This window comes from Ruegeria sp. HKCCD6426, from assembly GCF_057221115.1.
On sequence record NZ_JBWVBF010000002.1, the window covers coordinates 642,555 to 665,687 of the forward strand.

The window sequence follows — 23,133 nt, forward strand, 5'->3', positions numbered from 1 at the left end:
AAACAGTCCCGGAAAGTCCAGCGATGAGCCTAGCAGAAAAACTAGCCCAGGAACGGCGCGCGCGTCTTGCGGCCGAGCGGTTGTTACACCTCAAACAGGCCGAGCTGTCGGCAGCAAATCGTAAACTTGGTCGCCACGCTATCGCGCTAACCCGTCAGATTGGTGAGACACAAGCCGAAGTCGAGACGGTGCGCGACGAGAATGCAAAGGTCAAATCTGACCTGACGGTCGCCAATGCCAAGATCGAACTGGCCGAGCGGCGGCTGTGGCATTCGATCCAGACCATTCAGGACGGTTTTGCCTTCTTTGACGGAAACAGTCAGCTGATCAGTGCCAATACAGCGTATCTGAGTGTGTTCGAAGGCTTGGACGAGGTGGCGCCCGGAATCGACTATCGCCGCATTCTTGAACTGCTGACGGACGAAGGCATCGTAGATATCGGGGCGGAGCCAGTCTCGCAGTGGCGAGAACGTATGCTGGCACGCTGGTCCAGTGCCAACCCCGAGCCGGTTGTGATCCTGCTGTGGAACGGCGAGTATATCCGGCTGATCGATCAGCGTGGCAGCGGTGGTGACGTCGTCAGTCTGGCGCTGAACATTACGTCTTCCGTTCGGCACGAGGCCGAACTGCACGCTGCTCGCGAACGGGCCGAGGCCGCCAACCGAGCGAAATCCGCCTTTTTGGCCAATATGAGCCATGAGATACGCACCCCCATGAACGGTATCGTCGGCATGACGGAGCTGCTGACCGAAACGCCATTGGGCGAGGAGCAGAGGCTATACGTCAATACAATTCGAAACTCGGGTGAGGCGCTACTGGTCATCATCAATGATGTGCTGGACTATTCAAAGATCGAGGCTGACAAGCTTACCCTGCACCCGGAACAGTTCGACTTCGAGCGTTGTATCCTCGAAGTGGCGATGCTGCTGCAACCCAGCGTGCGCGACAAGGGGCTGACTCTGCTGGTGGATTACGACCTGTTCCTGCCAACTCTGTTTGTTGGCGACCCGGGTCGAATACGGCAGATCATGACCAATCTTGTGGGCAACGCAGTCAAGTTCACTACACATGGGCATGTGTTGATTCGCGTCACCGGAGTGCCGGATATGGACGCACAACGCTGTGATATCCACGTGGCGATTGAAGATTCAGGTATCGGCATCGAACCCGAAAAAATTGGGCATATATTCGGTGAGTTCAATCAGGTCGAAGACGAGAGGAACCGCCAGTTTGAAGGAACGGGGCTGGGGCTGGCCATAACCAAACGCCTGATCACCATGATGGGCGGCAAAGTCTGGGTCGAAAGCGAGGTGGGCAAAGGATCTTGCTTTGGTTTTCGTATCTCGTTGCCAACAGCCGAGGGACCGCAGCCGGCACCGCCTGATCTGGCCGGGCGGTTGCGCCATGTGCTGGTGGTCGAAGATCTGGTAGTGAATTGCGCCATCCTGACGAAACAACTGGGACGGCTCGGGTCTCGTGTGACCGTGTGCAATACCGGTCGTGAAGCGCTGAAGGTGGTGGACGCCTCGTTTGATCTGGTTCTCTGTGACCAGGACCTGCCGGATATGGACGGGCTTGAGTTGGCTACAACCTTGCGTGACCGGGGCTGGGGCGAACTGCCGATCGTTGTCATGTCAGCCAACCCGGGCGTGATCCATGCCGATCCTGGGCATCGCCTGATAGAGGGCGTTCTGCAAAAACCCATCCCGCGGTCAGAGCTTTATTCACGGCTGACGGCACTCGGCGCGCCGGTTTTCGCCCAGAAGGGTCAATTAGAAGAAGTTGGTGGCGCCGACGAATTTGCGCCAAAACCCCAGGGTCAGAGACTGATGCGCGTTCTAGCCGCTGAAGATAACCGGACCAATCAGCTGATACTGGAAAAGATGACCAAGGATCTGAACATAGATTTGAGGATTGTCGCCAACGGGCTTGAGACAATTGAGGCCTATGCCGAATTTGACCCCGATCTAATCTTCATGGACATCTCAATGCCCAAAATGGACGGCAAAGAAGCCACCGGAGAAATACGGCGGCGCGAGATCGGCACACAACATCGGGTGCCTATCGTTGCCCTCACTGCCCACGCTATGGCGGGAGATGATCAGGGAATTTTGGCGGCGGGATTGGATCATTACCTGACCAAACCACTGCACAAAAATCTGATTTTGCAAATGATCGTCGACCACTGCCCGCCCGAGGCGCAACCGCCCGCGCGCAAAGAGAACTGTGATCAGGCATGATAAGGCCGCAAAAAGACGGGTTTGTCCTCGGATGACAGTTCGGGGCGGTATTCATAGCCACCAGTGTCAAAATCCTTGAGGCCTTCGGGATCGGTCAGCCGGTGCTGGACAATGTACCGCGCCATTGCGCCACGCGCCTTTTTGGCAAAGAAGCTGACGATCTTGGGTGAACCGCCTTTGTCTTCCATAAAGACTGGAGTGGTCACGCGTGGTTTCAGGACCCCAAGATCGACTGCCCCGAAGTATTCCTGGCTGGCGCAGTTCACCAGAACCTGAGATCCGACTTCTTCTGCCTGAGCATTCAGCGTTTTGCTCAGCTGATCGCGCCAATATTCATATAGGTTCTTACCGCGGCGGGTTTTCAGTTTACTGCCCATCTCTAGCCTATAGGCCTGAATGGCATCCAGCGGGCGCAATACGCCGTAAAGCCCAGACAGGATGCGCAGGTGGTCTTGCGCCCAGGCCATTTCTTCGGTGTCCAGCGATGCAGCTTCAAGCCCCTGATAGGTGTCCCCGGCAAAAGCCAGTGCGGCTGGCCGGGTCACAGTGGCGCAAGGCGCTTCGGAAAAGGCGCGATAGCGGTCACGGTTCAGGCGGGCCAGGTCGTCGCTGAGATCCATCAGTTTTTTCAGGTCGCCCAGCGTCAGATTGCGCGCGGTCTTTGACAGGCGGATCGCGTCATCCTGAAAGTCTGGTTGCGTGACGTCCACATCTCGTTCTGCCCAATCCAGCCGCTTGGCTGGGGAAATCACTACCAGCATATCCGCCCTCATTTATTGCCTGTCGATGGGTATCTAGCCCGCTTGTCGCAGCACGTCCAGAAAAGCGGTGCCAAACCTTTCGTGACGGCGATCGCCCAGCAGCTGTTCCATCATGCGAGGGTCATCGGGCCGCATTTGCGCAACTTTGGCCAGTTGCGAGGCGGAACAGGTCAGCGGTTTGTCAATCCCCTCGGGACCACGCGACAGCTGACTTTGCACCTGTAGCAGGCGGTCATAGATTTCGCCCTGATCGCGCCCGGCCAGCTTGCGCCGCGCCGGGTGTATGGCCGCGACCGCTCCGGCGATCACTTCAAGGAATGTATCGCCGTAGCGTTCCAGCTTTTTCGCCCCCACGCCACCAATACGCGCCATATCGTCAAGCGTCGATGGACGCTTCTCGGACATTTCGATCAGCGTGCGGTCGGGGAAAATGACATAAGCCGGGACTCGCGCGGCCTCAGCCAACGCGCGGCGTTTCGCCTTGAGTGCGGACAGCAGCGGCGCGTCTTCTTCGGACACCATCATTTTGACGGCCGGGCGCCGGGTCGCTTTACGGATCGTGTCTTTGCGCAGGTTGATCTGCGTCTCACCTTTCAGAATGGGTTTCGCGGCCTCGGTCATACGCAGCGCGCCGTGACGTTCTGGGTCGGGGCGCACCAGATCATGCCCCATCATCTGCCGGAAAATCGCCTGCCATTGCGGGCGTGACCAGTCCTTGCCGATGCCATAGGTGGACAGGTTGTCATGTCGGCGGGCCCGGATTTTGTCGGTCTCATTCCCTAAAAGGATGTCGATCAGGTGGCCAGAACCGAACCATTCCTCGGTGCGCAGGATCGCAGACAGGGCCATCCGGACTGGCGTGGTTCCGTCAAACACCTCGGGCGGCGTATCGCAGAGATCGCATTTGCCACAAGGCTCTGTGTGTTCCCCGAAATAGCCCAACAGAGTCTGACGACGGCATTCCAGTGCTTCGGCCAGTCCCAGAAGGGCATTCAATCGTGCATGGTCAGCCATGCGCCGTTCTGGCGGGGCCAACCCTTCGTCGATTTGCGAGCGGCGCAAACGGATATCTTCCGGCCCGTATAGAGTCAGCGTTTCGGCAGGCCCGCCATCGCGCCCGGCGCGACCGATTTCCTGATAGTAAGCCTCGATGGACTTGGGCAGGTCTGCGTGGGCGACCCAGCGGATATCGGGCTTGTCGATCCCCATGCCGAAAGCGACCGTTGCGACCACGATCAGCCCGTCTTCGCGGGCAAAACGGGTTTCGACGATGCGGCGATCCTCGGCTTCCATCCCGCCATGATAGTGGCAGGCAGTATGACCTTCTGCGCGCAATGCCTGGGCCAGTACTTCGGTCTTGTTGCGGGTGCCGCAATAGATGATGCCGGATTGGCCTTTGCGCGCCTCGGCAAAGTCGAGGATTTGCTTGCGTGGACCGTCCTTGGCGCCAAAGGCCAGATGGATGTTGGGCCGGTCGAACCCGCGCAGAAATTTGCGAGGGGGAGTGCCGTCGAACAGCTTCTCGACAATCTCGTCTTGCGTTTCCGCATCCGCCGTCGCGGTGAAGGCCGCCAGAGGCACGTTCAGCGCCCGTCGCAGCTCTCCGATCCGCAAGTAATCGGGGCGGAAATCGTGGCCCCACTGGCTGACGCAATGCGCCTCGTCCACGGCGATCAGGCTGACGCCGATCCGGCGGAGCATCCCCAGAGCCGACCCGGCGGCCAATCGTTCCGGCGCCATGTAGAGCAGTTTGAGCCGTCCGGCCTCCAGTGCCTCCCATACGGCATCGGTTTCTTCGGGCGTGTTGCCTGAGGTCAGTGCTCCGGCCTCGACCCCGGCCTCTTGCAACCCGCGTACCTGATCGCGCATCAGGGCGATCAGGGGGGAAATCACCACCGTCACGCCATCGCGCAACAGGGCAGGCAGTTGAAAACATAAGGATTTACCGCCGCCCGTGGGCATGATGGCCAGCACATTCTCACCTGCCGTCACGGCATCCACGATCTCTTCCTGCCCGGGGCGGAAGTCGTCGAATCCAAAGACATCTCGCAGCAACGGTGCGGCGTCGAACATGTGCGGGGTGGCCCTGTATTAAGGTTTATCTGCTCTTAATACAGGACAATCACATACTAAGATTCGGTGAACAAGAGGTCAGTAGAAATAGACCGCATTGTTGATCAGGACGATCCGCAACGCATAGACCGCGACCAGCACCACCAGGGGTGTCAGGTCGAGCCCGCCCATTGCGGGCAGAATGCGCCGGATCGGGCCATAGATAGGCTCTAGTATCCGGTTCAAACCATACCAGATTTGCGCCACCAGCTGTTGGTGCAGATTCAGCACCTGGAAGTTGATCAGCCAGCTCATGATTACATGGGCGAGGATGATGAACCAGACAATGTCCAGGATCAGCAGCAGGATTTGGATCAGCGACAGCATGGGCACTCCGTTTTCATATCTGCAGAGACCTAAGCGCCCGGGCGGCAAAGAGCAAGTGCGCCCGAATAGAACGCTTGCGAAATGCCCCAAAGGTCCGTCTTATAAAGACAAAGAACACAAGGGGCAGAGATGGCAGAGATTTCCAGGCGCAAGCGCATTTGGGGCTGGTGGTTTTTTGACTGGGCAAGCCAGCCGTATCACACTCTGCTCGTCACGTTTGTTTTTGGCCCCTATTTCGCCGGAGTAGCGGCGGGATTTTATACCAATTCCGGATTGGACGCACAGGCTGCCGCAGCACAGGCACAAACGGTCTGGGCAAATTGCCTGACCATTACCGGGCTGATTATCGCCTTTGGCGCGCCGCTTTTGGGAGCCATGGCCGATGTTTCGGGACGCCGAATCCCTTGGATATTCGCCTTTTCGGTGATGTATGCGGTCGGCTCTGCGGCGCTGTGGTACACGATGCCGGACGGATCGAACATGTGGCTGATGCTGTCGGCCTTTGGGCTGGGGTTTGTCGGTGCGGAATACGCGCTGATTTTCATAAACTCGCAGCTGCCCGATCTGGGCAACGACAATGAGGTGGGCGAGATTTCCGGCTCGGGCTTTGCCTTTGGCTATTTCGGCGGTCTGATCTCGTTGGCGATCATGTTGGCGTTGTTTGTTGAACAACCCAATGGCAAGACGTTGATAGGTATGGACCCGATGTTTGGTCTGAATGCCGCTGCGCGCGAAGGCACACGCTTTGTCGGGCCCTTTACCGCCGGTTGGTTTGTTTTGTTCATGGTGCCCTATTTCCTGTGGGTGCGGGACGACGCGCAAACGGACAAGAAAGGCAGCGTGGGCGAGGCGCTGAGCCTTTTGGCAAAATCTATATCCGCACTGCGTTACCGGGTCAGTCTGGCGGCCTATCTTGGCTCGTCCATGTTCTACCGCGATGCTCTGAACGGGCTTTACAGTTTCGGAGGCGTCTACGCGCGGCTGGTGCTGGAGTGGGATCTGATCAAGATCGGCGTCTTTGGCATTGTCAGCGTGCTGGCCTCGGCCATATTTGCGTGGGCTGGTGGCAAAATGGACAAGAAATATGGCCCTAAACCGGTCATTCTGGTGGCCATCTGGGTGCTTATCTTCGTTTGCGCGACTGTTGTCATGATGGACAGGACGCAGATCTACGGCATTGCCTTGCCCGAAGGATCAAGCCTGCCGGATCTGGTGTTTTTTGGCTGCGGTATACTGATCGGAGGTATGGGCGGTATTCTGCAATCGTGCAGCCGGTCGATGATGGTGCGCCATACCGACCCCGAAACCCCGGTTGAGAGCTTTGGCTTATACGGCCTGTCCGGTCGCGCCACCGCCTTTGCCGCGCCGCTGCTGATCGGAATTACCACAACAGTCACCGGCAGTGCGCGTCTGGGGGTGTCACCGATCATTCTGTTGTTTATTCTGGGTCTATTCCTGATGCGCTGGGTCAGACCGGAAGGGGATCAGAGCAGATGATTTTACGACGTTTTTTGGCAATACTGGCACTTGTAACACTGGCGGGCACCGCCACGGCACAGCCCCTGGCAAAGCAGTTGTTCGGGGCGCAAAAACAAAGCTCTCAACAAAAATCTGCTGCTTTCGGCAGTTATTCGCGCGGATGCGCCGCGGGGTCAGTGCAACTGCCCGAAACCGGGCCGACATGGCAGGCAATGCGCCTGTCGCGGAATCGCAATTGGGGTCACCCGCAAGCAATTGACTACGTGCAGGACCTCAGCAAATTCGCCGCGAAGCAACCGGGATGGAATGGTCTCTATATTGGAGATATCAGCCAGCCAAGGGGCGGGCCGATGACATCCGGCCACCGCAGCCATCAACTGGGCCTAGACATCGATATCTGGATGCTGCCGGGCGACAACATGCGTATGTCACGCAAGGCGCGCGAGAATATCTCGTCCATTTCCCTGCGCCGGTCTAACGGGGCCTACGTCAACGGCAATTGGACCAAACAGCACCACGCTGTTCTGCGCGAAGCGGCCAAGGATAAACGCGTAGCCCGGATATTTGTTTTCCCGGGTGCCAAGGTTCAGATGTGCAATGACGAGAAAGGCAACCGGGCATATCTCCGCAAAATCAGGCCGTGGTGGGGCCATCACTATCACTTCCATGTTCGGTTGAAATGCCCGAAAGGATCACGCGGTTGCGTCAATCAGGATCCGCCGCCCCAAGGGGATGGCTGCGCCGAAGCGCAGCAATGGGTGCGCAATATCTTGAATCCGCCGCCGCCAGACCCGAACGCACCGCCGCCCAAGAAACGCCGTGAGTACCGGTTGGCAGATTTGCCCCAGCAATGCGCCTCGGTTCTGCAGTCCAACTGATTGCTGCTCTGCTGATGGCGGGATCGGTTTGGGCGGTTGACGTCAAAACCGCCACCCATCTGGGCAGTTTTGCGTGGCGCAACAACGCCGACTGGTTCGGTGGGTTTTCGGCCCTCCACATCTCGGATGACGGGCACAGCATGACAGTGGTCAGTGATCGGGCCAGCGTCGTTACCGCCCGGATCGAACGTGACGGGGATAAGATTACCGGAATTGATATGCTGGATCGCTGGCCGGTTCTGTCCAGCACAGGCCGCATCATGACGGGCCGGGCCGGAGATTCCGAAGGGATCGCGTATTCCCCGGACGGGTCTTTCTACATTTCATTCGAAGGTGTCCATCGTGTGGCCCATTACACCGGCCCCGATAGCAAGGCCCGCGTGTTGCCACGCCCTAAGGCGTTTGAATCCCTTGATCGAAACGGGTCCTTTGAAGGGCTGGCGATTGACGATCAGGCCCGTCTTTACACTCTGACCGAGAAAAACCGGACTGCGCAGGGTGATATCCCGGTGTACCGCTGGGATGGCCGGGTTTGGTCGACACCCTTTGTATTGCCGCAGCGGGGCAAGTTTCTGCCTGTTTCCGCCGATATTGGTCCGGATGGGCGGTTCTATGTGCTCGAGCGTTCGGTATCCCTGACCGGGTTTCGCTCGCGTCTGCGACGTTGGCAGTTAGATGGCGACAACCTGGAGGCCGAGGAAATCCTGTTCGAGACCGGCACCGGCGCGCATGACAACCTCGAAGGGGTGTCAGTCTGGCGCGACAGGCAGGGCCGATTGCGCGCGATGATGGTGTCGGATGACAATTTCATGGCGCTGCAGCGCACGGAACTGGTGGAATACCTGCTGCCCGATTGACTTGCCGATTTCAAATGGCTAGAAGCGCGGCTTGCCTTGGGATGAACCCTTGGCCAAGTCGCCGCTACCTTGTCAAAACGGGCATCAAAAATGCAACGCAGCTTTATCCCCGGCATCATTGCCATGGCCGCCATTGTCGTGGCCTCGAACATCCTGGTCCAGTTCCTGATTCTTGACGGTCTGCTGACCTGGGGTGCTTTCACCTATCCGCTGGCCTTTCTGGTCACCGACATCATGAACCGCGTCTATGGTGTGGCCACGGCCCGCAAGGTCGTGTTTGCCGGGTTTGTCACCGGTATCATCTGCTCGCTGATCGGCAGCCAGATCATGCTGCAGGGCGATGGCTTTACTTATGCCGCCGTACCGCTGCGGATCGCCGTAGCCTCGGGCACCGCTTTCCTGATTGCGCAAATGACCGACGTCACCGTGTTCAACGCGATGCGCGGCGGCCGCTGGTGGCGTGCGCCTCTGGTCTCGACGCTGGTGGGTTCGGCTCTGGACACGGCGCTGTTTTTTACCATCGCGTTCTCGGCCTCGGTCACGTTCTTTGGCGCCAATGCTGATGCCGCGATCAGCTGGGCATGGGAGCCCATTCCCTTCATGCTGTCCGGCCCGATGGCACCGCTTTGGGTGACACTCGCGTTCGCTGACTGGCTGGTGAAATTATCGCTGGCCCTGATCGCGCTGATCCCGTTCAAGGTGATCGTTGCGCGGTTGACAGCGCAGCCTGCGTAAAAAAACGCTTTGAGATTGGCGCATCTTGTGTCAGGCTCAAAGTTAACCGCAACAGATAGAAAAGGAGGTGATCCAGTGTCGAGAAAGAGATTGGAGAGAGGTGTTGGAACAACCGGGGGGAAAACCTGCTGAGGCAGCCCTTGGCGGAGCGCTCGCTCCGGCTGGTCGAATGATCTAACCGACCCAACCTCCTGAACTTTCGAAGGGCCGTCCCGCCGGGGCGGCCCTTTTTGTTTCTGCAAGCGACCTGTAAGGTTCGGCTCATGTTACACGTCTCCGACGATATCACCCTGCAGGACTGGGAAATGACCGAAAGCTTCATGCGCTCGTCCGGTCCCGGCGGGCAGAACGTGAACAAGGTTTCAACCGCAGTGGAATTGCGGTTCGAGGCGGCGCGCTCACCTTCGCTGCCCGATCCGGTCAAGACCCGGTTGAAACGGTTGGCAGGTCGTCGTTGGACCAAAGAAGGCGCGATCATCATCCAATGCGATGAGACCCGCTCGCAGGCGCGCAACCGCGAAATTGCGCGCACGCGTTTGGCCGAATTGATCAATCGTGCATTGGTCAAACCCAAGCGGCGTATTGCCACCAAGCCGACTTATGGTTCGGTCAAGCGCCGGTTGGCGGCGAAAAAGGCGCGTTCTGATGTCAAAACCCTGCGCGGAAAAGTCTCCGAAGATTGATCTGGTATCTTTCCGATCCGTTGCTACTCTGACCCCGAAAAGCGGCGAGAGGGCAAGATCATGAGGTTAGAGGGAAAAACCGCAATCGTGACCGGGGGCGCATCCGGATTCGGCGCCGGGATCGTACAGAAGTTCCTGACCGAAGGTGCCCGTGTGATGATTGCCGATATCAACGGCGAAGCAGCCAGTGACCTGGCCTCGCAACTTGGCCCTCAGGTCATCGCGCAACAGGTCGACGTTGCCGACGGCACTTCGGTGCAGGCCATGGCGGATGCAGCGATCGGAGGGTTCGGGCATCTCGACATACTGGTGAACAATGCCGGTGTGACCCATCTGCCGACCCCACTGGAAGATGTCAGCGAGGAAGATTTCGACCGTGTCTACAACGTCAACATGAAATCCGTCTATCTGACCGCCCGTGCCCTGATGCCTCATATGAAATCGCGTGGAACCGGCGCGGTTTTGAATGTCGCTTCAACGGCAGGCCTGTCACCGCGCCCGAACCTCAACTGGTACAACGCCTCAAAGGGGTGGATGATCACCGCGACCAAGACGATGGCGGTGGAATTGGCGCCTTCGGGTGTACGGGTGAACGCAATCTGTCCGGTGGCGGGCGAAACACCGTTGCTGAAGTCCTTCATGGGCGAGGACACCCCCGAGATTCGCGCGAAATTTCTGTCGACGATTCCGCTGGGCCGTTTTTCGACGCCGGAAGACATGGCCAACGCTGCCTGTTTCCTGTGCTCGGACGAGGCCAGCATGATTACCGGAACGGCCCTCGAGGTCGACGGTGGCCGGTGTATCTGACCAGACACGCGTCTAACAGTGAGACCAAGATGACTCCCGGACCCAAGAACCTGATCACTGATGTTCCCGGCCTGAAGGTCGGCAACGCGCAGGATGACGTGTTGAAATCGGGCACAACCGTCCTGACAGCCAACGAGGCGTTCACAGCTTCAGTCCATGTGATGGGCGGTGCGCCGGGAACGCGCGAAACCGATCTGCTGGCGCCGGACAAGACTGTTAACCGAATTGATGCAATTGCCATGTCTGGCGGGTCTGCTTTCGGTCTGGACGCTTGTTCCGGTGTCTCTGATGCATTGCGCGCAAAGGGCCGGGGTTTTCCGGTCGGCCGCACGATTGTGCCGATTGTACCGGGGGCCATACTGTTTGACCTGCTAAATGGCGGTGACAAAGAATGGGTCGAGAACCCGTATCGCGCGCTTGGTCGCGCGGCGTTTGAAAATGCGGCAGAGGATTTCGCATTGGGAACGGCTGGTGCAGGCACCGGTGCGCTATCGGCCATGCACAAGGGCGGACTGGGCTCGGCCTCGTTCGTGATGGACAATGGCGTTACGGTTGGGGCGCTGGTCGCGGCCAACCCGCTGGGCAGTGTTACCACACCGGGCGACCGACATTTCTGGGCCGCGTCTTTCGAGCAAGGCAGCGAATTCGGAGGGTTAGGCCCTGATATGGCCACTGGATTGGGCCGCATCCACACGAGCCGAAAGGCGGCGGCGATGAAGCCGGCTGCCCCGGAACAGACCAATACGACCATTGCCATCGTGGCAACCGACGCAGCCTTGACCAAGCCGCAATGCCAGCGTCTGGCCGTGGCGGCGCATGACGGCATCGCACGAGCGATTGTTCCGGCCCACACTCCGGGCGACGGGGATCTGGTATTTGGCGTCAGCACAGGTGATCGCGAAGTTGAGACTGAGGCTGATCTGGGGCTACTCGGACACGCAGCGTCGCTGTGCCTGTCGCGCGCCATTGCACGGGCGGTGTATCTTGCGACTCCGGCCTCCGGCGATCTTTTGCCGTGTTGGTCCGGTGTACATGACTTAAGTTAAGGACGAGCTACATGCCGCAGTGGCACAGTGCCTTCGCGCGGCAATCTGCGCGTTGACTCTTTCATGCGCCGGAGTTCCATTCGGGGCAGCCAATTCGTATCGGAGCAAAATCTATGAATCGCATCCTCGCAACAGCACTTGTCAGCCTGTTGGCCGTTCCCGCCTATGCCGAAGGTGATGCCGAGGCCGGCAAGAAGACTTTCAACAAGTGCAAGTCCTGCCACATGATCGCCGACCCTGCGGGTGAGGCTATCGTCAAAGGCGGTAAAACTGGTCCAAACCTCTATGGAATCGCCGGGCGTACCGCGGGCACTGTGGAAGGCTTTAAATACGGTGACAGCATCGTTGCTGCCGGTGAAAACGGCCTGGTTTGGGACGAAACCACTTTTGTCGAATACGCTCAGGATCCTAAAACGTTCCTGAAGACATATCTGGACGACACCGCAGCCAAATCCAAGATGACCTTCAAACTTAAGAAGGGTGGCGAAGACGTTTACGCCTATATCGTGAGCGTTTCCGGCGAATAACGCCTACTGCCAAACCGTGAGATTATGTACAAAAGGCCGCAGCCCCTGCGGCCTTTCGTGCGCTTGATCAGGGGATCGATCAGGGCCACCTTGGTGGAAAACCGGTACCTGGTGGAATACCTGTGCGAACCGCCCCACCGGCAACAGGAGACGACAGATGGGAATCATGATCCCGGCCTGGGTCGAGGGCAAGCTTGCGCCCGTCGACAAACTTGAAGCACATGAAAAAGGTCTCAAGCACAAGGCGGTCTCGGTCTTTGTCGTGCGGGGGACCGAAATTCTGATGCAGCGCCGGGCGCTGGGCAAATACCATACGCCGGGTCTATGGGCGAACACGTGCTGTACGCATCCCGACTGGGACGAAAACGCTTCTGCCTGCGCTGTGCGGCGCCTGCAGGAAGAACTGGGTATCAAGGGTCTGTACCCCGAGTACCGGCATCGTCTGGAATACCACGCAGATGTGGGCAACGGCATGGTCGAGAATGAAGTGGTCGATGTGTTTCTGGCCCACGCACGTGGCCCGTTGGAGATTACGCCCAACCCTGACGAAGTCATGGATATCCGCTGGGTCGACTATCACGATCTGCTGGCTGAGGTTCAGCGTCACCCGGATCGGTTCACGCCGTGGCTCAAGATCTATCTGCACAACCACGCCGACACGATTTTCGGCCCGGATCTGATCATTTCCGCCAAAACATGAGGCGCAGGGTGAAACCCTGCCTTGCAAGGGCCACGCAAGCCGCCTAAATCTTCGCGTCATGGCCAAGCAGAAGACAGATCCGAATTACAAGGTAATCGCCGAGAACCGGCGCGCCCGCTTCGATTACGCAATCGAGGACGACCTCGAGTGCGGCATCGTGCTGGAAGGGTCCGAGGTCAAATCCCTGCGTGCGGGTGGTTCGAACATTGCCGACAGCTACGCCTCGGTCGAGAACGGAGAGCTTTGGCTAGTTAACAGCTATATCGCGCCTTATGAACAGGCCAAGGTGTTCAAGCACGAGGAACGCCGCCGCCGCAAACTATTGGTGTCGCGCAAAGATTTGTCGAATCTTTGGAACGCGACCCAGCGCAAGGGCATGACGCTGGTGCCGCTGGTTTTGTATTTCAACCACAAGGGCCTGGCCAAGGTGAAGATCGGGATCGCCAAGGGTAAGAAAACCCATGACAAACGCGAAACCCAAGCCAAGCGCGACTGGTCACGGCAAAAGCAGCGTCTGATGAAGGACCACAGTTAAAACGCCATCGCCGCCTGCACCGCGCGTTGCCAGCGGGCATAGGCGGCGTCGCGGTCTTTATCGCCTTGGTTAGGCTCGAATCTCCGATCCAGTTCCCATGTTTCGGCAAATCCGGCCTGATCCGGGTAGACGCCGGCCTTCATTCCCGCCAGCCATGCCGCGCCAAGGGCAGTGGTTTCCTGCATCACTGGTCGGTCTACAGGAGCGCCCAGGCAGTTTGACAGCCCTTGCATGGTCCAGTCGGATGCGCTCATCCCGCCATCGACGCGCAGGATGACATCGGCCTCGGCGCCCCAGTCGCCTTGCATGGCGTGCCAAAGGTCGCGGGTTTGGAACGCGATGCTTTCAAGTGTGGCCCGTGCGATCTCGGCCCGGCCCGAGTTCCGTGTCAGCCCGAACATGGCGCCCCGGCAATCGGGTTTCCAATAGGGCGCGCCGAGCCCCGTAAATGCCGGTACCAGCACAACGTGTTGTGTTGGATCAGCTTGCGCAGCCAAGTCGCCGCTCTGCGGGGCCGCGTCGATAATTTGCACCGCATCGCGGAGCCATTGCACTGCAGCACCGGCAATAAAAATTGACCCCTCCAGCGCATAGGTGCGCTGTCCGTCCAGTTGATAGGCAATCGTGGTCAAAAGGCGATTCTTGGACAGAACGGGCTGTTTGCCTGTGTTGAGCAGCGCAAAACACCCGGTGCCATAGGTTGATTTCATCATCCCCGGTTGGAAACAGGCCTGTCCAATGGTCGCGGCCTGTTGATCTCCGGCAACGCCCAGAATTGGGATGGCCCCACCCAACAGGCCGGTCTGCCCGAAATCAGACGCGCAATCGTGCACTTGGGGTAGCACAGACATCGGGATGTCGAGCAGATTGCAAATCTCAGCGCTCCAATCGCCTTTGTGAATATCATACAGCAACGTTCGGGCCGCGTTGGTCGCATCCGTGGCGTGCACGCGGCCTTCGGTCAGCCGCCAGATCAGGAACGTGTCGATGGTACCGAAAAGCAGCTCTCCGGTGATGGCGCGTTCGCGGGCGCCGGGGACGGTATCCAGCAGCCATTTGACCTTGGTCCCCGAGAAGTAGGGATCCAGAAGAAGCCCGGTTTGCGCGGTCACGTCATCCTCGCATCCGGCTTGTCGTAATTGCGAACAGATGTCGGCGGTACGGCGATCCTGCCAGACGATTGCGTTGTGGATGGCTTTGCCTGTCGCCTTATCCCACACAACGGTGGTTTCGCGCTGGTTGGTTATGCCGATACCGGCGATCTGCTGGGCTGAGACGCCAGTGTTATCCATCACCTCGCGGCAGACGGTCAGAACGCTGTCCCAAATGTCTTCAACGTCGTGTTCCACCCAGCCTTCCTGAGGGAAATGCTGAGGGAACTCTCGCTGAGCCGTTCCAACGCGCTGCATCTGCGCGTCAAACAGAATGGCGCGTGACGACGTGGTGCCTTGATCGATTGCCAAAACATAGGTCATGCCTGCGCTCCTCCTCGTTTCGTTTTGCAGGACTTTAGCGCAAACAGCCGAGCGCGGACCAGAGCGGATTTCAGGCGGGAGTTACCGGTATATTGTCAATCAAACGGACCCCGTCCGCCCAGGCCGTGACAAACAGCCGTGCCGGACGAGAAGCAGCTGAAAGCGCCTCTAGCGTTTCGGCGCAGCGCAGATCGATGTATTCGACTTCGGTAAACCCAACTGCGATCAAATCGGCCTCGGCCTTTTGCGCCAGTAAGGGGAATGCTTCGCCAGCCGTCAATCGGGCGGCAACATCCCGCATGATTTCGCTTTTCTTTGCGGCAACTTTTAACCCGTCGGGTGACAGGAGAAGATTTCGGGACGACATGGCCAGCCCTGAAGGTTCACGTACGGTTGGGCAGCCAATCACTTCGATGGGGATGTTGAGATCGCGGGCCATTCGGCGGACGACCAGAAGCTGCTGATAGTCTTTTTCCCCGAAATAGGCTCGATTAGCCTGGGTCTGCAGGAACAGTTTGGCTACCACGGTGGCCACTCCGTCAAAGTGGCCTGGGCGGAATGGCCCTTCCATTACATCAGTCAGGCCAGAGACGAGAACTGTCGTCGAGAAACCTTCGGGATATATCTCTTCCGGGTCGGGAACATAGATCGCATCCACGCCGTAAGGGGTCAGCTTTTCCGCGTCGTCCAACTCGGTCCGGGGATACTTGGCAAGATCCTCGGGGTTGTTGAACTGCTTGGGATTCACAAAGATCGTGACGATCACGCGATCGCAATTCGCCTTGGCAGCCTCGACCAGTGACAGATGCCCTTGATGCAAAGCGCCCATCGTCGGCACAACGCCGATCACCGCATCCTTGCGATGCCATTGAGAAGTAAGCGCACGCAGATCGGCCAGGCGCCGTAGGATCGGTGCGGTCATGTTTTACGTCCCTTGGCCGGGGCCTGATCCGCAAAGACATGCTCGTCTGCCGGGAAATTGCGGGCGCGAACCTCGGTTGCATATTCGGCGATAGCTGCTTCCGCCTGCAGGCCCAGATCGGCATAACGTTTGACAAATTTTGGTTTGAATGCGGTGAAAAAGCCCAGCATGTCGTCCACGACCAAAATTTGCCCGTCGCATCCAGCCGAGGCACCGATACCGATGGTCGGAATCGCGACCTCGGCGGTAATGCGGTCGGCCAGAACCTGCGGGACCTTTTCCAATACGACCGAAAACGCGCCGGCCTCAGTCACGGCGCGAGCATCCGCCATCACAGCCTCGGCCTGCTCGTCGCGGCCCTGAACCTTATAGCCACCCAAAGTGTTGATCGATTGCGGCGTCAGCCCGATATGCGCCATTACCGGGATGCCGCGCTTGACCAGAAAACGGATCGTCTCTGCCATTTCGACCCCGCCTTCCAGCTTGACGGCACCTGCGCCGGTTTCCGACATCAGCCGGGCTGCATTTCGGAAAGCGCCCGAGGCGTCGTGTTCATAGCTGGCGAAGGGCATGTCGATAACCATCATCGCCTTGTCCAGACCGCGTGCTACAGCCTGACCGTGCATAATCATCATTTCCATAGTCACGCCCAGGGTCGACGTCATGCCATGCAGCACCATGCCGACACTGTCGCCCACCAATACGAAATCGCAATGAGCGTCCATCACCCGTGCCATCGGTGTCGTGTAAGCGGTCAGACTGACCAGAGGTTCAGTGCCTTTTCGGGCGCGGATATCCTCGGCGTTCGGGGCTTTTTTGCGGGCGGTGGCGCTCATACTCGCTCCTGCGGGGTCCATGTTGCAGTGCGGCATAGCAGATTGCGACCGGCCATAGAAACCCCGGTTGCGCGAACATTTCCTTGAATGACCCAAGGTTTAAAGGGACATTGGTACGAGAAAAGCCTGCAAAACAGCCGGCGCGTAATTTCAATAAGGGAGAGTTTTTCATGACAATGCAGGTGTTTCGGCCCTTTGCATCCGCACTGGCGCTTGGCGCAAGTCTGTTCGCATCGCAGGCTTTGGCCAAATCCGACATTACGATTGCGATGCAACTCGAGCCGCCACATTTGGACCCGACCAGCGCGGCCGCACAGGCCATCGATTCGGTGGTCTACACCAACATTTTCGAAGGCCTGACCCGATTCATGGGCGATGGTTCAGTTGTTCCGGGGTTGGCTGAAAGCTGGGAAATATCTGAAGATGGCACCGTCTATACCTTCAAGCTGCGTGACGGTGTGACTTTCCATGATGGCACCACCATGGATGCCGAGGACGTCAAGTTCAGTCTAGATCGCGCCATAGCGGAAGATAGCGCCAACGCTCAGAAAGCTCTGTTCGCGGGAATCCAGAGTGTCGAAGCTGTCGATCCGCTGACTGTCAAAGTGACCCTGTCCGAGCCTAACGGAAATTTCCTGTTCAACATGGCCTGGGGGGACGCAGTTATCGTCGCCTCCGAGAGCATCGATAATATCAAGACCAACCCGGTTGGAACAGGCGCTTTTACCTTTGGCAATTGGGTTCAGGGCGACAGCATTACTCTGAACCGCAACCCGGACTATTGGGGTGATCAACCCGCGCTAGAGACGGCAACGTTCAAGTTCATTTCTGACCCTACCGCCGCCTTTGCCGCAATGATGGCCGAGGATATTGACGTGTTCGACAATTTTCCCGCACCGGAAAACCTGCCTCAGTTCGAGGCCGATCCTCGTTTTCAGGTGCTCGTCGGGTCCACCGAAGGTGAGACGATCCTGTCAACCAACAACAAGCAGGCCCCGTTCGACGACATCCTTGTTCGTCAGGCAGTGGCCCATGCGATTGATCGGCAGGCGATCATCGACGGCGCCATGTTCGGATACGGCACCCCGATTGGTACGCATTTCGCTCCGCACAACCCGGCCTATGTCGATCTGACCGGGCAGTCCGCCTACGATCCTGAAAAGGCCCGTGCGTTATTGGCCGAAGCCGGGTTTGCCGAAGGTTTCGAAACCACGCTGCACCTGCCGCCGCCTTCTTACGCGCGCCGTGGAGGAGAGATCATCGCGGCTCAACTGGCCGATGTCGGCATCAAGGCCGAGATCATCAATGTCGAATGGGCGCAATGGCTGGAATCGGTGTTCAAGGGCAAGGATTTCGGCCTGACCATCGTCAGCCATACCGAACCGATGGATATCGGCATCTATGCGCGGCCTGACTATTATTTTCAATATGACAGCACTGATTTTCAGGCTCTGATGGATACTCTGAATTCCACAACAGACCCTGAGGAACGGTCCAGACTGCTGGGCGAAGCACAGCGGTTGATCTCGTCCGATTACGTCAACGGATACCTATTTCAGCTGGCCAAATTAGGCGTGGCTAAGGCGGGCGTTCAGGGTCTTTGGGAAAACGCGCCCACCGCGGCAATAGACCTGACAGCAATCAGCTGGTCCGAATAACAAAAAAAGTCGGGGCCGCAGCCTGCGGCCCCGGCCAGTTCCCGTTTTAGTGTAAGCTTGGTTATGACCGTGTTCCGTGTCCTTATTCTGTTTGTTTTCACAGTTTGCCTGACTTTCGTATCTGTTGGGCAGACAGCAGCCCAGAACGTTCTCGACAGCCGATTGGACGCATTGGTTGGGACCCCAGAGAACCCCCTGGACGTTGGCATAGGCATAAAGATCGACCAGATCACCAGCGTTGACCAAAAGGCTGAAAACTACGGTGCCGTTGTTGTGCTGCGGGTCGAATGGACCGACCCTGCACTGGCGTTTGACGCGCAAGAGCTGGGGCGTGACATCAAGGTCTTCAACCCACCAGCGCTTGCGGATCACGCCGCTGAAATCGGCACTGTGCTGCCTGCTTTCGTCATCCACAATCAGCAATCGAATAAGTGGATTCATGAATCTGCGGCTTCTCTGCGGTCTAACGGGAAAGTTGTGTATGTCGAGAAATCTTCGCTGACATTGCAGGCACCGCATTTTGATTTTCGTAAGTACCCTTTCGATACGCAGGAGTTCCATTTTGACGTCGTGTCGATCTTCCCATCCGACTACGTGTCCTATTACCCGCTGGATGAATTCTCGGGCCTTGGCGATCTGCTGGGCGAGGAAGAGTGGATTCTGGACAATGCTCGGGTAGAAGCTTCCAGTGTTGTCGGCTTGTCAGGCCGGGAAAGTGATCAAGTTGCCCTGATCTTCGACGGTAACCGCCACCTGACCTATTACGTTATTCGGGTGTTTCTGCCGATGCTGGTTCTGATAACGGTCGGCTGGGCGCTGTTTTTCCTTGATGAATACCGGAGGCGTATCGAAATCGCAGGGGGCAACCTGCTGGTTTTCGTGGCGTTTAACTGGGCGATCTCCGCCGATCTACCGAAACTGGGCTATCTGACGTTTCTGGATTTCATCCTGCAATGCATGTTTCTGATGACGGGGGCACTGATTGTTTTCAATGTCGCCCTGCGCAAGCTCAAGGTATCCGGGCGCGAAGGAGCGGCCAGACTATTGGACAATTACGCGATCAAGTGGATTTACCCACTGGGGTACGCCGCAATCGTCGGGTACGCGGTTTTTGCCTATCTTCTGGTGCCTTAGATGCTGGACCCGCGCGGTATGTGCGCCTAACGTCTGAACCATGCTCCGCTATGCCCTCAAACGCCTGATATCGCTGGTGATCAGCCTGATTGTCGCTTCGGTGGTAATCTTTGCAGTTATAGAAGTTGCTCCGGGTGATCCGGCGTCGTTCATGCTGGGTGTAAATGCGCAGGCGGATACTCTGGCGGCGTTGAGGGCCGAGCTCGGATTGGATGTCTCCAAAATGCAGCGATACTTCAACTGGGTTGGCGGGATGATGGTTGGAGATTTTGGCACTTCTTATACCTATCGCACACCGGTGTCGCAGATGATCGCCGACCGCTTGTGGGTATCTTTGCCGCTCGCACTTTACGCGTTGACTCTATCGACTCTGATCGCCTTCCCAGCCGGGATCTACGCTGCCGCCCGCCGCGGCAAACCGGGGGATCTGGCGGTTATGGGCGCGACGCAGCTGGGCATCGCAGTCCCGAATTTCTGGTTTGCCATGATGTTGGTGCTGATCTTTGCCATCAACCTGCGCTGGTTCAATGCTGGCGGCTTTTCCGGCTGGGAAACGGGGATCTGGACCGGGCTGCACTCTCTGACCTTGCCAGCCATCGCGCTGGCCCTGCCGCAAGCCGCCATTCTGGCGCGTGTCATGCGGTCGGCCCTGCTGGATATACTGGGCGAGGATTTCATGCGTACCGCCCGTGCCAAGGGTCTCAACCGCCGACAGGCGCTCTGGCGGCACGGGGTACGCAATGCGTTGATCCCGGTTCTGACTATCATCGGGTTGCAGTTTTCCTTCCTGTTGGCGGGCTCGATCATCATCGAGCAGGTGTTCTACCTGCCCGGCCTTGGGCGGTTGGTGTTTCAGGCCATTTCTGCCCGCGACTTGATCGTGGTCGAGTCGGTCGTCATGCTGCTTGTCTTTGCCGTCATCACCGTTAATTTTCTGGTCGATCTGGCCTATGCCGCAGTTGATCCCAGGCTAAGGAGCAGGACATGAGCCGTAACCTGATCCTTGGCGCGTGCCTGTCTTCGCTGGTTCTGCTGGCTGCATTGGTGTCGTTTGTCTGGACGCCCTATGACTATGCCGCGCTCAACATCCCGGCCAAGTTGCAACCACCCAACGCGCAGCACTGGTTCGGAACGGATCATTTCGGGCGCGATATGTTTTCGATGATCATGGTGGGTGCGCGGACGTCGATTGCGGTTGCTCTGGTCGCTGTCGGGATCGGTATGGCGCTGGGCGTGCCGTTGGGTCTGGCCGCGGCAGCGCGTAAGGGCTCCTGGGTGGACGAGGTAATTATGCGCGGCAACGATCTGGTTTTCGCTTTCCCTTCGCTGGTTATCGCTATCCTGATTACAGCGGTCTTCGGTGCTGGCGCGATCAACGCCATCATCGCCATCGGTATTTTCAACATCCCTGTCTTCGCCCGCATCACCCGCGGCGCAGCGCTGTCATTGTGGGAGCGTGAATACATTCTTGCCGCCCGTGTCGCGGGTAAGGGAGCGGCGCGGATATCGGCAGAGCACATCCTGCCCAATGTGGCAAACCTGCTGATCGTACAGGGAACGATTCAGTTTTCGCTGGGAATCCTGGCCGAAGCTGGCCTTTCCTATGTGGGCCTAGGTGCGCAACCCCCGACGCCTAGCTGGGGTCGAATGTTGGCCGACGCGCAGACAATGGTCAGTTTTGCCCCGCATTTGGCTCTGATTCCGGGTTTAGCCATCATCGTGACAGTGCTGGGCCTGAACCTGTTGGGAGATGGTCTGCGAGACTGGCTGGACCCGCGCATCAGGGTGGCCCGCGCATGAGTTTGCTGCAGATCGATAACCTTTCGCTGACGATTCACGGGGCGCCAATTCTCAAACGGGTCAGCCTGGCGATTGAACCGGGGCAGATCGCCGCTGTGACCGGGGAAAGTGGGTCGGGCAAGTCGATGACCGCGCTGGCTGTCATGCAGCTGTTACCAAGCGGAGCAGAGCCTTGCGGAGCCATTTTGTTGGATGGCATCAACTTGCTGGACTGTTCTGAATCACAGATGTGTGCTCTGCGCGGTGCGTCGATCGGGATGGTGTTCCAAGAGCCGATGACCGCCCTGAACCCGGTCAAGACGATAGGGGATCAGGTAACCGAAACCATCCTGATTCATAAAGCCATGCCGCCGCCCGAGGCGCGTTTGCGCGCGCAGGAGGTTCTGACCCGGGTCGGCATGCCCCCCCACAAGTTCCCGCTGTCCCGCTACCCTCATGAACTATCCGGCGGTCAACGCCAGCGTGTCGTGATCGCGATGGCCATTGCTTTGCGCCCACGGCTGCTGATCGCGGATGAGCCGACCACGGCCTTGGACGTGACAACACAGGCTCAAATCCTGAACCTGCTGAAGGGGCTGGTTCGTGAATATGGTATGGGCTTGCTGATGATTACTCACGATCTGGCAGTTGTGGCAGACATGGCAGATCAGATCGTCGTCATGCGTCACGGCGAGGTTGTTGAATCAGGTGCGACCGACCATCTGCTGCGGCATATGCAACACCCCTACACCCGAATGTTGTTTGAAGCGTCCAGCCATCAGGTCTCGCTGCCCGAGACATTGAACCCGCGTCCTTTGCTTGAGGTCGCTGATGTTGTCCGTGACTACCGCTTGCCACGCAAGCGCCTGTTTGCTGCGCCAGATCATCACCGCGCTGTGGATCAGGTCAGTTTTACCCTGAACCGGGGCGAACGATTGGGTTTGGTTGGCGAGTCTGGGTGCGGGAAATCGACCCTAACTAGGGCGATTCTGGGATTAGAGGAAGTGCAAGGTGGCAAAATTCTGTTGGACGGGAAGTCCGTGTACACTGGTCACAAGCCCAACCTTGCCGTGCGCCGCAAGATGCAGGTGGTGTTTCAGGATCCGTTCGGCAGCTTTAACCCTCGACATCGCGTTGCCCGCCTGATTACCGAGCCGTTCCACTTGTTGGAGACCGCTCCGGTTGGTTCAGAACGTCAGGACCGCATAGCAGAAACGCTGACGGCCGTTGGTCTCAACCCGGATGACGCGGGGAAATACATCCACGAGTTTTCAGGTGGTCAGCGTCAGCGTATCGCCATCGCGCGCGCACTGATGATCCGGCCGGAACTGATTCTGTTTGACGAAGCGGTCTCTGCACTCGATGTCTCGGTCCGGGCGCAGATATTGGACCTTCTGGCTGAACTCTGTGAAGCTTATGATCTGACCTATCTGTTCATCAGCCATGATCTGAGTGTCGTACGCACAATCACCGATCGCGTTATGGTGATGCAGGCGGGCAAGATTGTGGAACAAGGCGAAACCGAACAGGTCTTTGCGAACCCAATTCATCCCTATACCCAAAAACTGATCGAAGCGGCGCCAACCTTGCCTGATGTCAGCCAAGAAATACCGCCAAATCCCTATGTTAGAGCCTGAACAGG

General features: G+C 58.0%; 22 protein-coding genes. 16 read left to right on the forward strand and 6 right to left on the reverse strand.

The features are described 5' to 3' along the window. Positions 1-23: 23 nt before the first annotated feature. Positions 24-2,240: a response regulator gene (locus tag AC2TDA_RS07855; protein ID WP_480877499.1), complete on the forward strand. Its 2,217-nt coding sequence runs from the start codon at positions 24-26 to the stop codon at positions 2,238-2,240. On the opposite strand, the gene yaaA is transcribed toward AC2TDA_RS07855, so the two are convergent. The 3 genes from yaaA to AC2TDA_RS07870 form a co-directional block, all read right to left on the reverse strand. Then, positions 2,231-3,001 carry a peroxide stress protein YaaA gene (gene yaaA / locus AC2TDA_RS07860; RefSeq protein WP_480877497.1) on the reverse strand — a complete coding sequence of 257 codons (771 nt, stop codon included), beginning with the start codon at positions 2,999-3,001 and terminating at the stop codon, positions 2,231-2,233. The two genes, AC2TDA_RS07855 and yaaA, sit on opposite strands and share 10 nt — an antisense overlap. Before the next feature lie 33 nt (positions 3,002-3,034). Next, a complete protein-coding gene (recQ, locus tag AC2TDA_RS07865; protein ID WP_480877496.1) occupies positions 3,035-5,074 on the reverse strand; it encodes a DNA helicase RecQ in 2,040 nt (679 codons plus the stop codon). A gap of 78 nt (positions 5,075-5,152) precedes the next feature. Then, a complete protein-coding gene (locus tag AC2TDA_RS07870; protein ID WP_480845241.1) occupies positions 5,153-5,440 on the reverse strand; it encodes a YggT family protein in 288 nt (95 codons plus the stop codon). Positions 5,441-5,569: 129 nt separating this feature from the next. Between AC2TDA_RS07870 and AC2TDA_RS07875 the strand changes: the two genes are divergently transcribed. The 10 genes from AC2TDA_RS07875 to smpB all read left to right on the forward strand — a co-directional run bounded on the left by AC2TDA_RS07875 (position 5,570) and on the right by smpB (position 13,687). After that, positions 5,570-6,937, forward strand: a complete 1,368-nt coding sequence (locus tag AC2TDA_RS07875) for an MFS transporter (protein ID WP_480845243.1) — start codon at positions 5,570-5,572, stop codon at positions 6,935-6,937. Then, a complete protein-coding gene (gene mepA / locus AC2TDA_RS07880; protein ID WP_480845244.1) occupies positions 6,934-7,797 on the forward strand; it encodes a penicillin-insensitive murein endopeptidase in 864 nt (287 codons plus the stop codon). Before AC2TDA_RS07875 ends, mepA begins: the two co-directional genes overlap by 4 nt. Beyond that, positions 7,770-8,654 (forward strand): esterase-like activity of phytase family protein, encoded by an 885-nt coding sequence (locus AC2TDA_RS07885; protein ID WP_480877494.1) that lies wholly within the window; start codon positions 7,770-7,772, stop codon positions 8,652-8,654. Before mepA ends, AC2TDA_RS07885 begins: the two co-directional genes overlap by 28 nt. Before the next feature lie 90 nt (positions 8,655-8,744). Next, positions 8,745-9,389 carry a queuosine precursor transporter gene (locus AC2TDA_RS07890; protein WP_480845246.1) on the forward strand — a complete coding sequence of 215 codons (645 nt, stop codon included), beginning with the start codon at positions 8,745-8,747 and terminating at the stop codon, positions 9,387-9,389. 263 nt (positions 9,390-9,652) lie between these two features. Then, the gene (gene arfB, locus AC2TDA_RS07895) at positions 9,653-10,072 is read left to right on the forward strand and encodes an alternative ribosome rescue aminoacyl-tRNA hydrolase ArfB (RefSeq protein ID WP_480877493.1); all 420 of its coding nucleotides are present in this window, start codon (positions 9,653-9,655) and stop codon (positions 10,070-10,072) included. 60 nt (positions 10,073-10,132) lie between these two features. Beyond that, a complete protein-coding gene (locus tag AC2TDA_RS07900; RefSeq protein ID WP_480877491.1) occupies positions 10,133-10,879 on the forward strand; it encodes an SDR family oxidoreductase in 747 nt (248 codons plus the stop codon). 29 nt (positions 10,880-10,908) lie between these two features. Beyond that, positions 10,909-11,925 (forward strand): P1 family peptidase, encoded by a 1,017-nt coding sequence (locus AC2TDA_RS07905; RefSeq protein WP_480877489.1) that lies wholly within the window; start codon positions 10,909-10,911, stop codon positions 11,923-11,925. Between the two features lie 113 nt (positions 11,926-12,038). Further along, complete coding sequence (locus tag AC2TDA_RS07910; protein WP_480845251.1) at positions 12,039-12,452, forward strand: c-type cytochrome; 414 nt, start codon at positions 12,039-12,041, stop codon at positions 12,450-12,452. Positions 12,453-12,609: 157 nt separating this feature from the next. Next, positions 12,610-13,152 (forward strand): isopentenyl-diphosphate Delta-isomerase, encoded by a 543-nt coding sequence (gene idi / locus AC2TDA_RS07915; RefSeq protein ID WP_480845252.1) that lies wholly within the window; start codon positions 12,610-12,612, stop codon positions 13,150-13,152. Positions 13,153-13,210: 58 nt separating this feature from the next. Then, positions 13,211-13,687 carry an SsrA-binding protein SmpB gene (gene smpB, locus AC2TDA_RS07920; RefSeq protein WP_480845254.1) on the forward strand — a complete coding sequence of 159 codons (477 nt, stop codon included), beginning with the start codon at positions 13,211-13,213 and terminating at the stop codon, positions 13,685-13,687. On the opposite strand, the gene glpK is transcribed toward smpB, so the two are convergent. From glpK to panB, 3 genes are all read right to left on the reverse strand, one after another. Continuing rightward, positions 13,684-15,162 carry a glycerol kinase GlpK gene (glpK, locus tag AC2TDA_RS07925; protein WP_480877487.1) on the reverse strand — a complete coding sequence of 493 codons (1,479 nt, stop codon included), beginning with the start codon at positions 15,160-15,162 and terminating at the stop codon, positions 13,684-13,686. The two genes, smpB and glpK, sit on opposite strands and share 4 nt — an antisense overlap. A gap of 70 nt (positions 15,163-15,232) precedes the next feature. Continuing rightward, entirely contained in the window at positions 15,233-16,084 is an 852-nt protein-coding gene (panC, locus tag AC2TDA_RS07930) for a pantoate--beta-alanine ligase (protein ID WP_480877485.1), read from the reverse strand. After that, a complete protein-coding gene (gene panB, locus AC2TDA_RS07935; protein WP_480877483.1) occupies positions 16,081-16,920 on the reverse strand; it encodes a 3-methyl-2-oxobutanoate hydroxymethyltransferase in 840 nt (279 codons plus the stop codon). Before panB ends, panC begins: the two co-directional genes overlap by 4 nt. Before the next feature lie 170 nt (positions 16,921-17,090). Between panB and AC2TDA_RS07940 the strand changes: the two genes are divergently transcribed. The 5 genes from AC2TDA_RS07940 (at position 17,091) to AC2TDA_RS07960 (ending at position 23,128) form a co-directional block, all read left to right on the forward strand. Beyond that, entirely contained in the window at positions 17,091-18,578 is a 1,488-nt protein-coding gene (locus tag AC2TDA_RS07940) for an ABC transporter substrate-binding protein (RefSeq protein ID WP_480877481.1), read from the forward strand. Between the two features lie 63 nt (positions 18,579-18,641). Beyond that, a complete protein-coding gene (locus tag AC2TDA_RS07945; protein ID WP_480845260.1) occupies positions 18,642-19,712 on the forward strand; it encodes a ligand-gated ion channel in 1,071 nt (356 codons plus the stop codon). A gap of 40 nt (positions 19,713-19,752) precedes the next feature. After that, the gene (locus AC2TDA_RS07950) at positions 19,753-20,700 is read left to right on the forward strand and encodes an ABC transporter permease (RefSeq protein WP_480877479.1); all 948 of its coding nucleotides are present in this window, start codon (positions 19,753-19,755) and stop codon (positions 20,698-20,700) included. After that, positions 20,697-21,512 (forward strand): ABC transporter permease, encoded by an 816-nt coding sequence (locus tag AC2TDA_RS07955; RefSeq protein ID WP_480877477.1) that lies wholly within the window; start codon positions 20,697-20,699, stop codon positions 21,510-21,512. Before AC2TDA_RS07950 ends, AC2TDA_RS07955 begins: the two co-directional genes overlap by 4 nt. Beyond that, positions 21,509-23,128: an ABC transporter ATP-binding protein gene (locus tag AC2TDA_RS07960; RefSeq protein ID WP_480877475.1), complete on the forward strand. Its 1,620-nt coding sequence runs from the start codon at positions 21,509-21,511 to the stop codon at positions 23,126-23,128. Before AC2TDA_RS07955 ends, AC2TDA_RS07960 begins: the two co-directional genes overlap by 4 nt. The last annotated feature ends 5 nt before the right edge of the window (positions 23,129-23,133 follow it).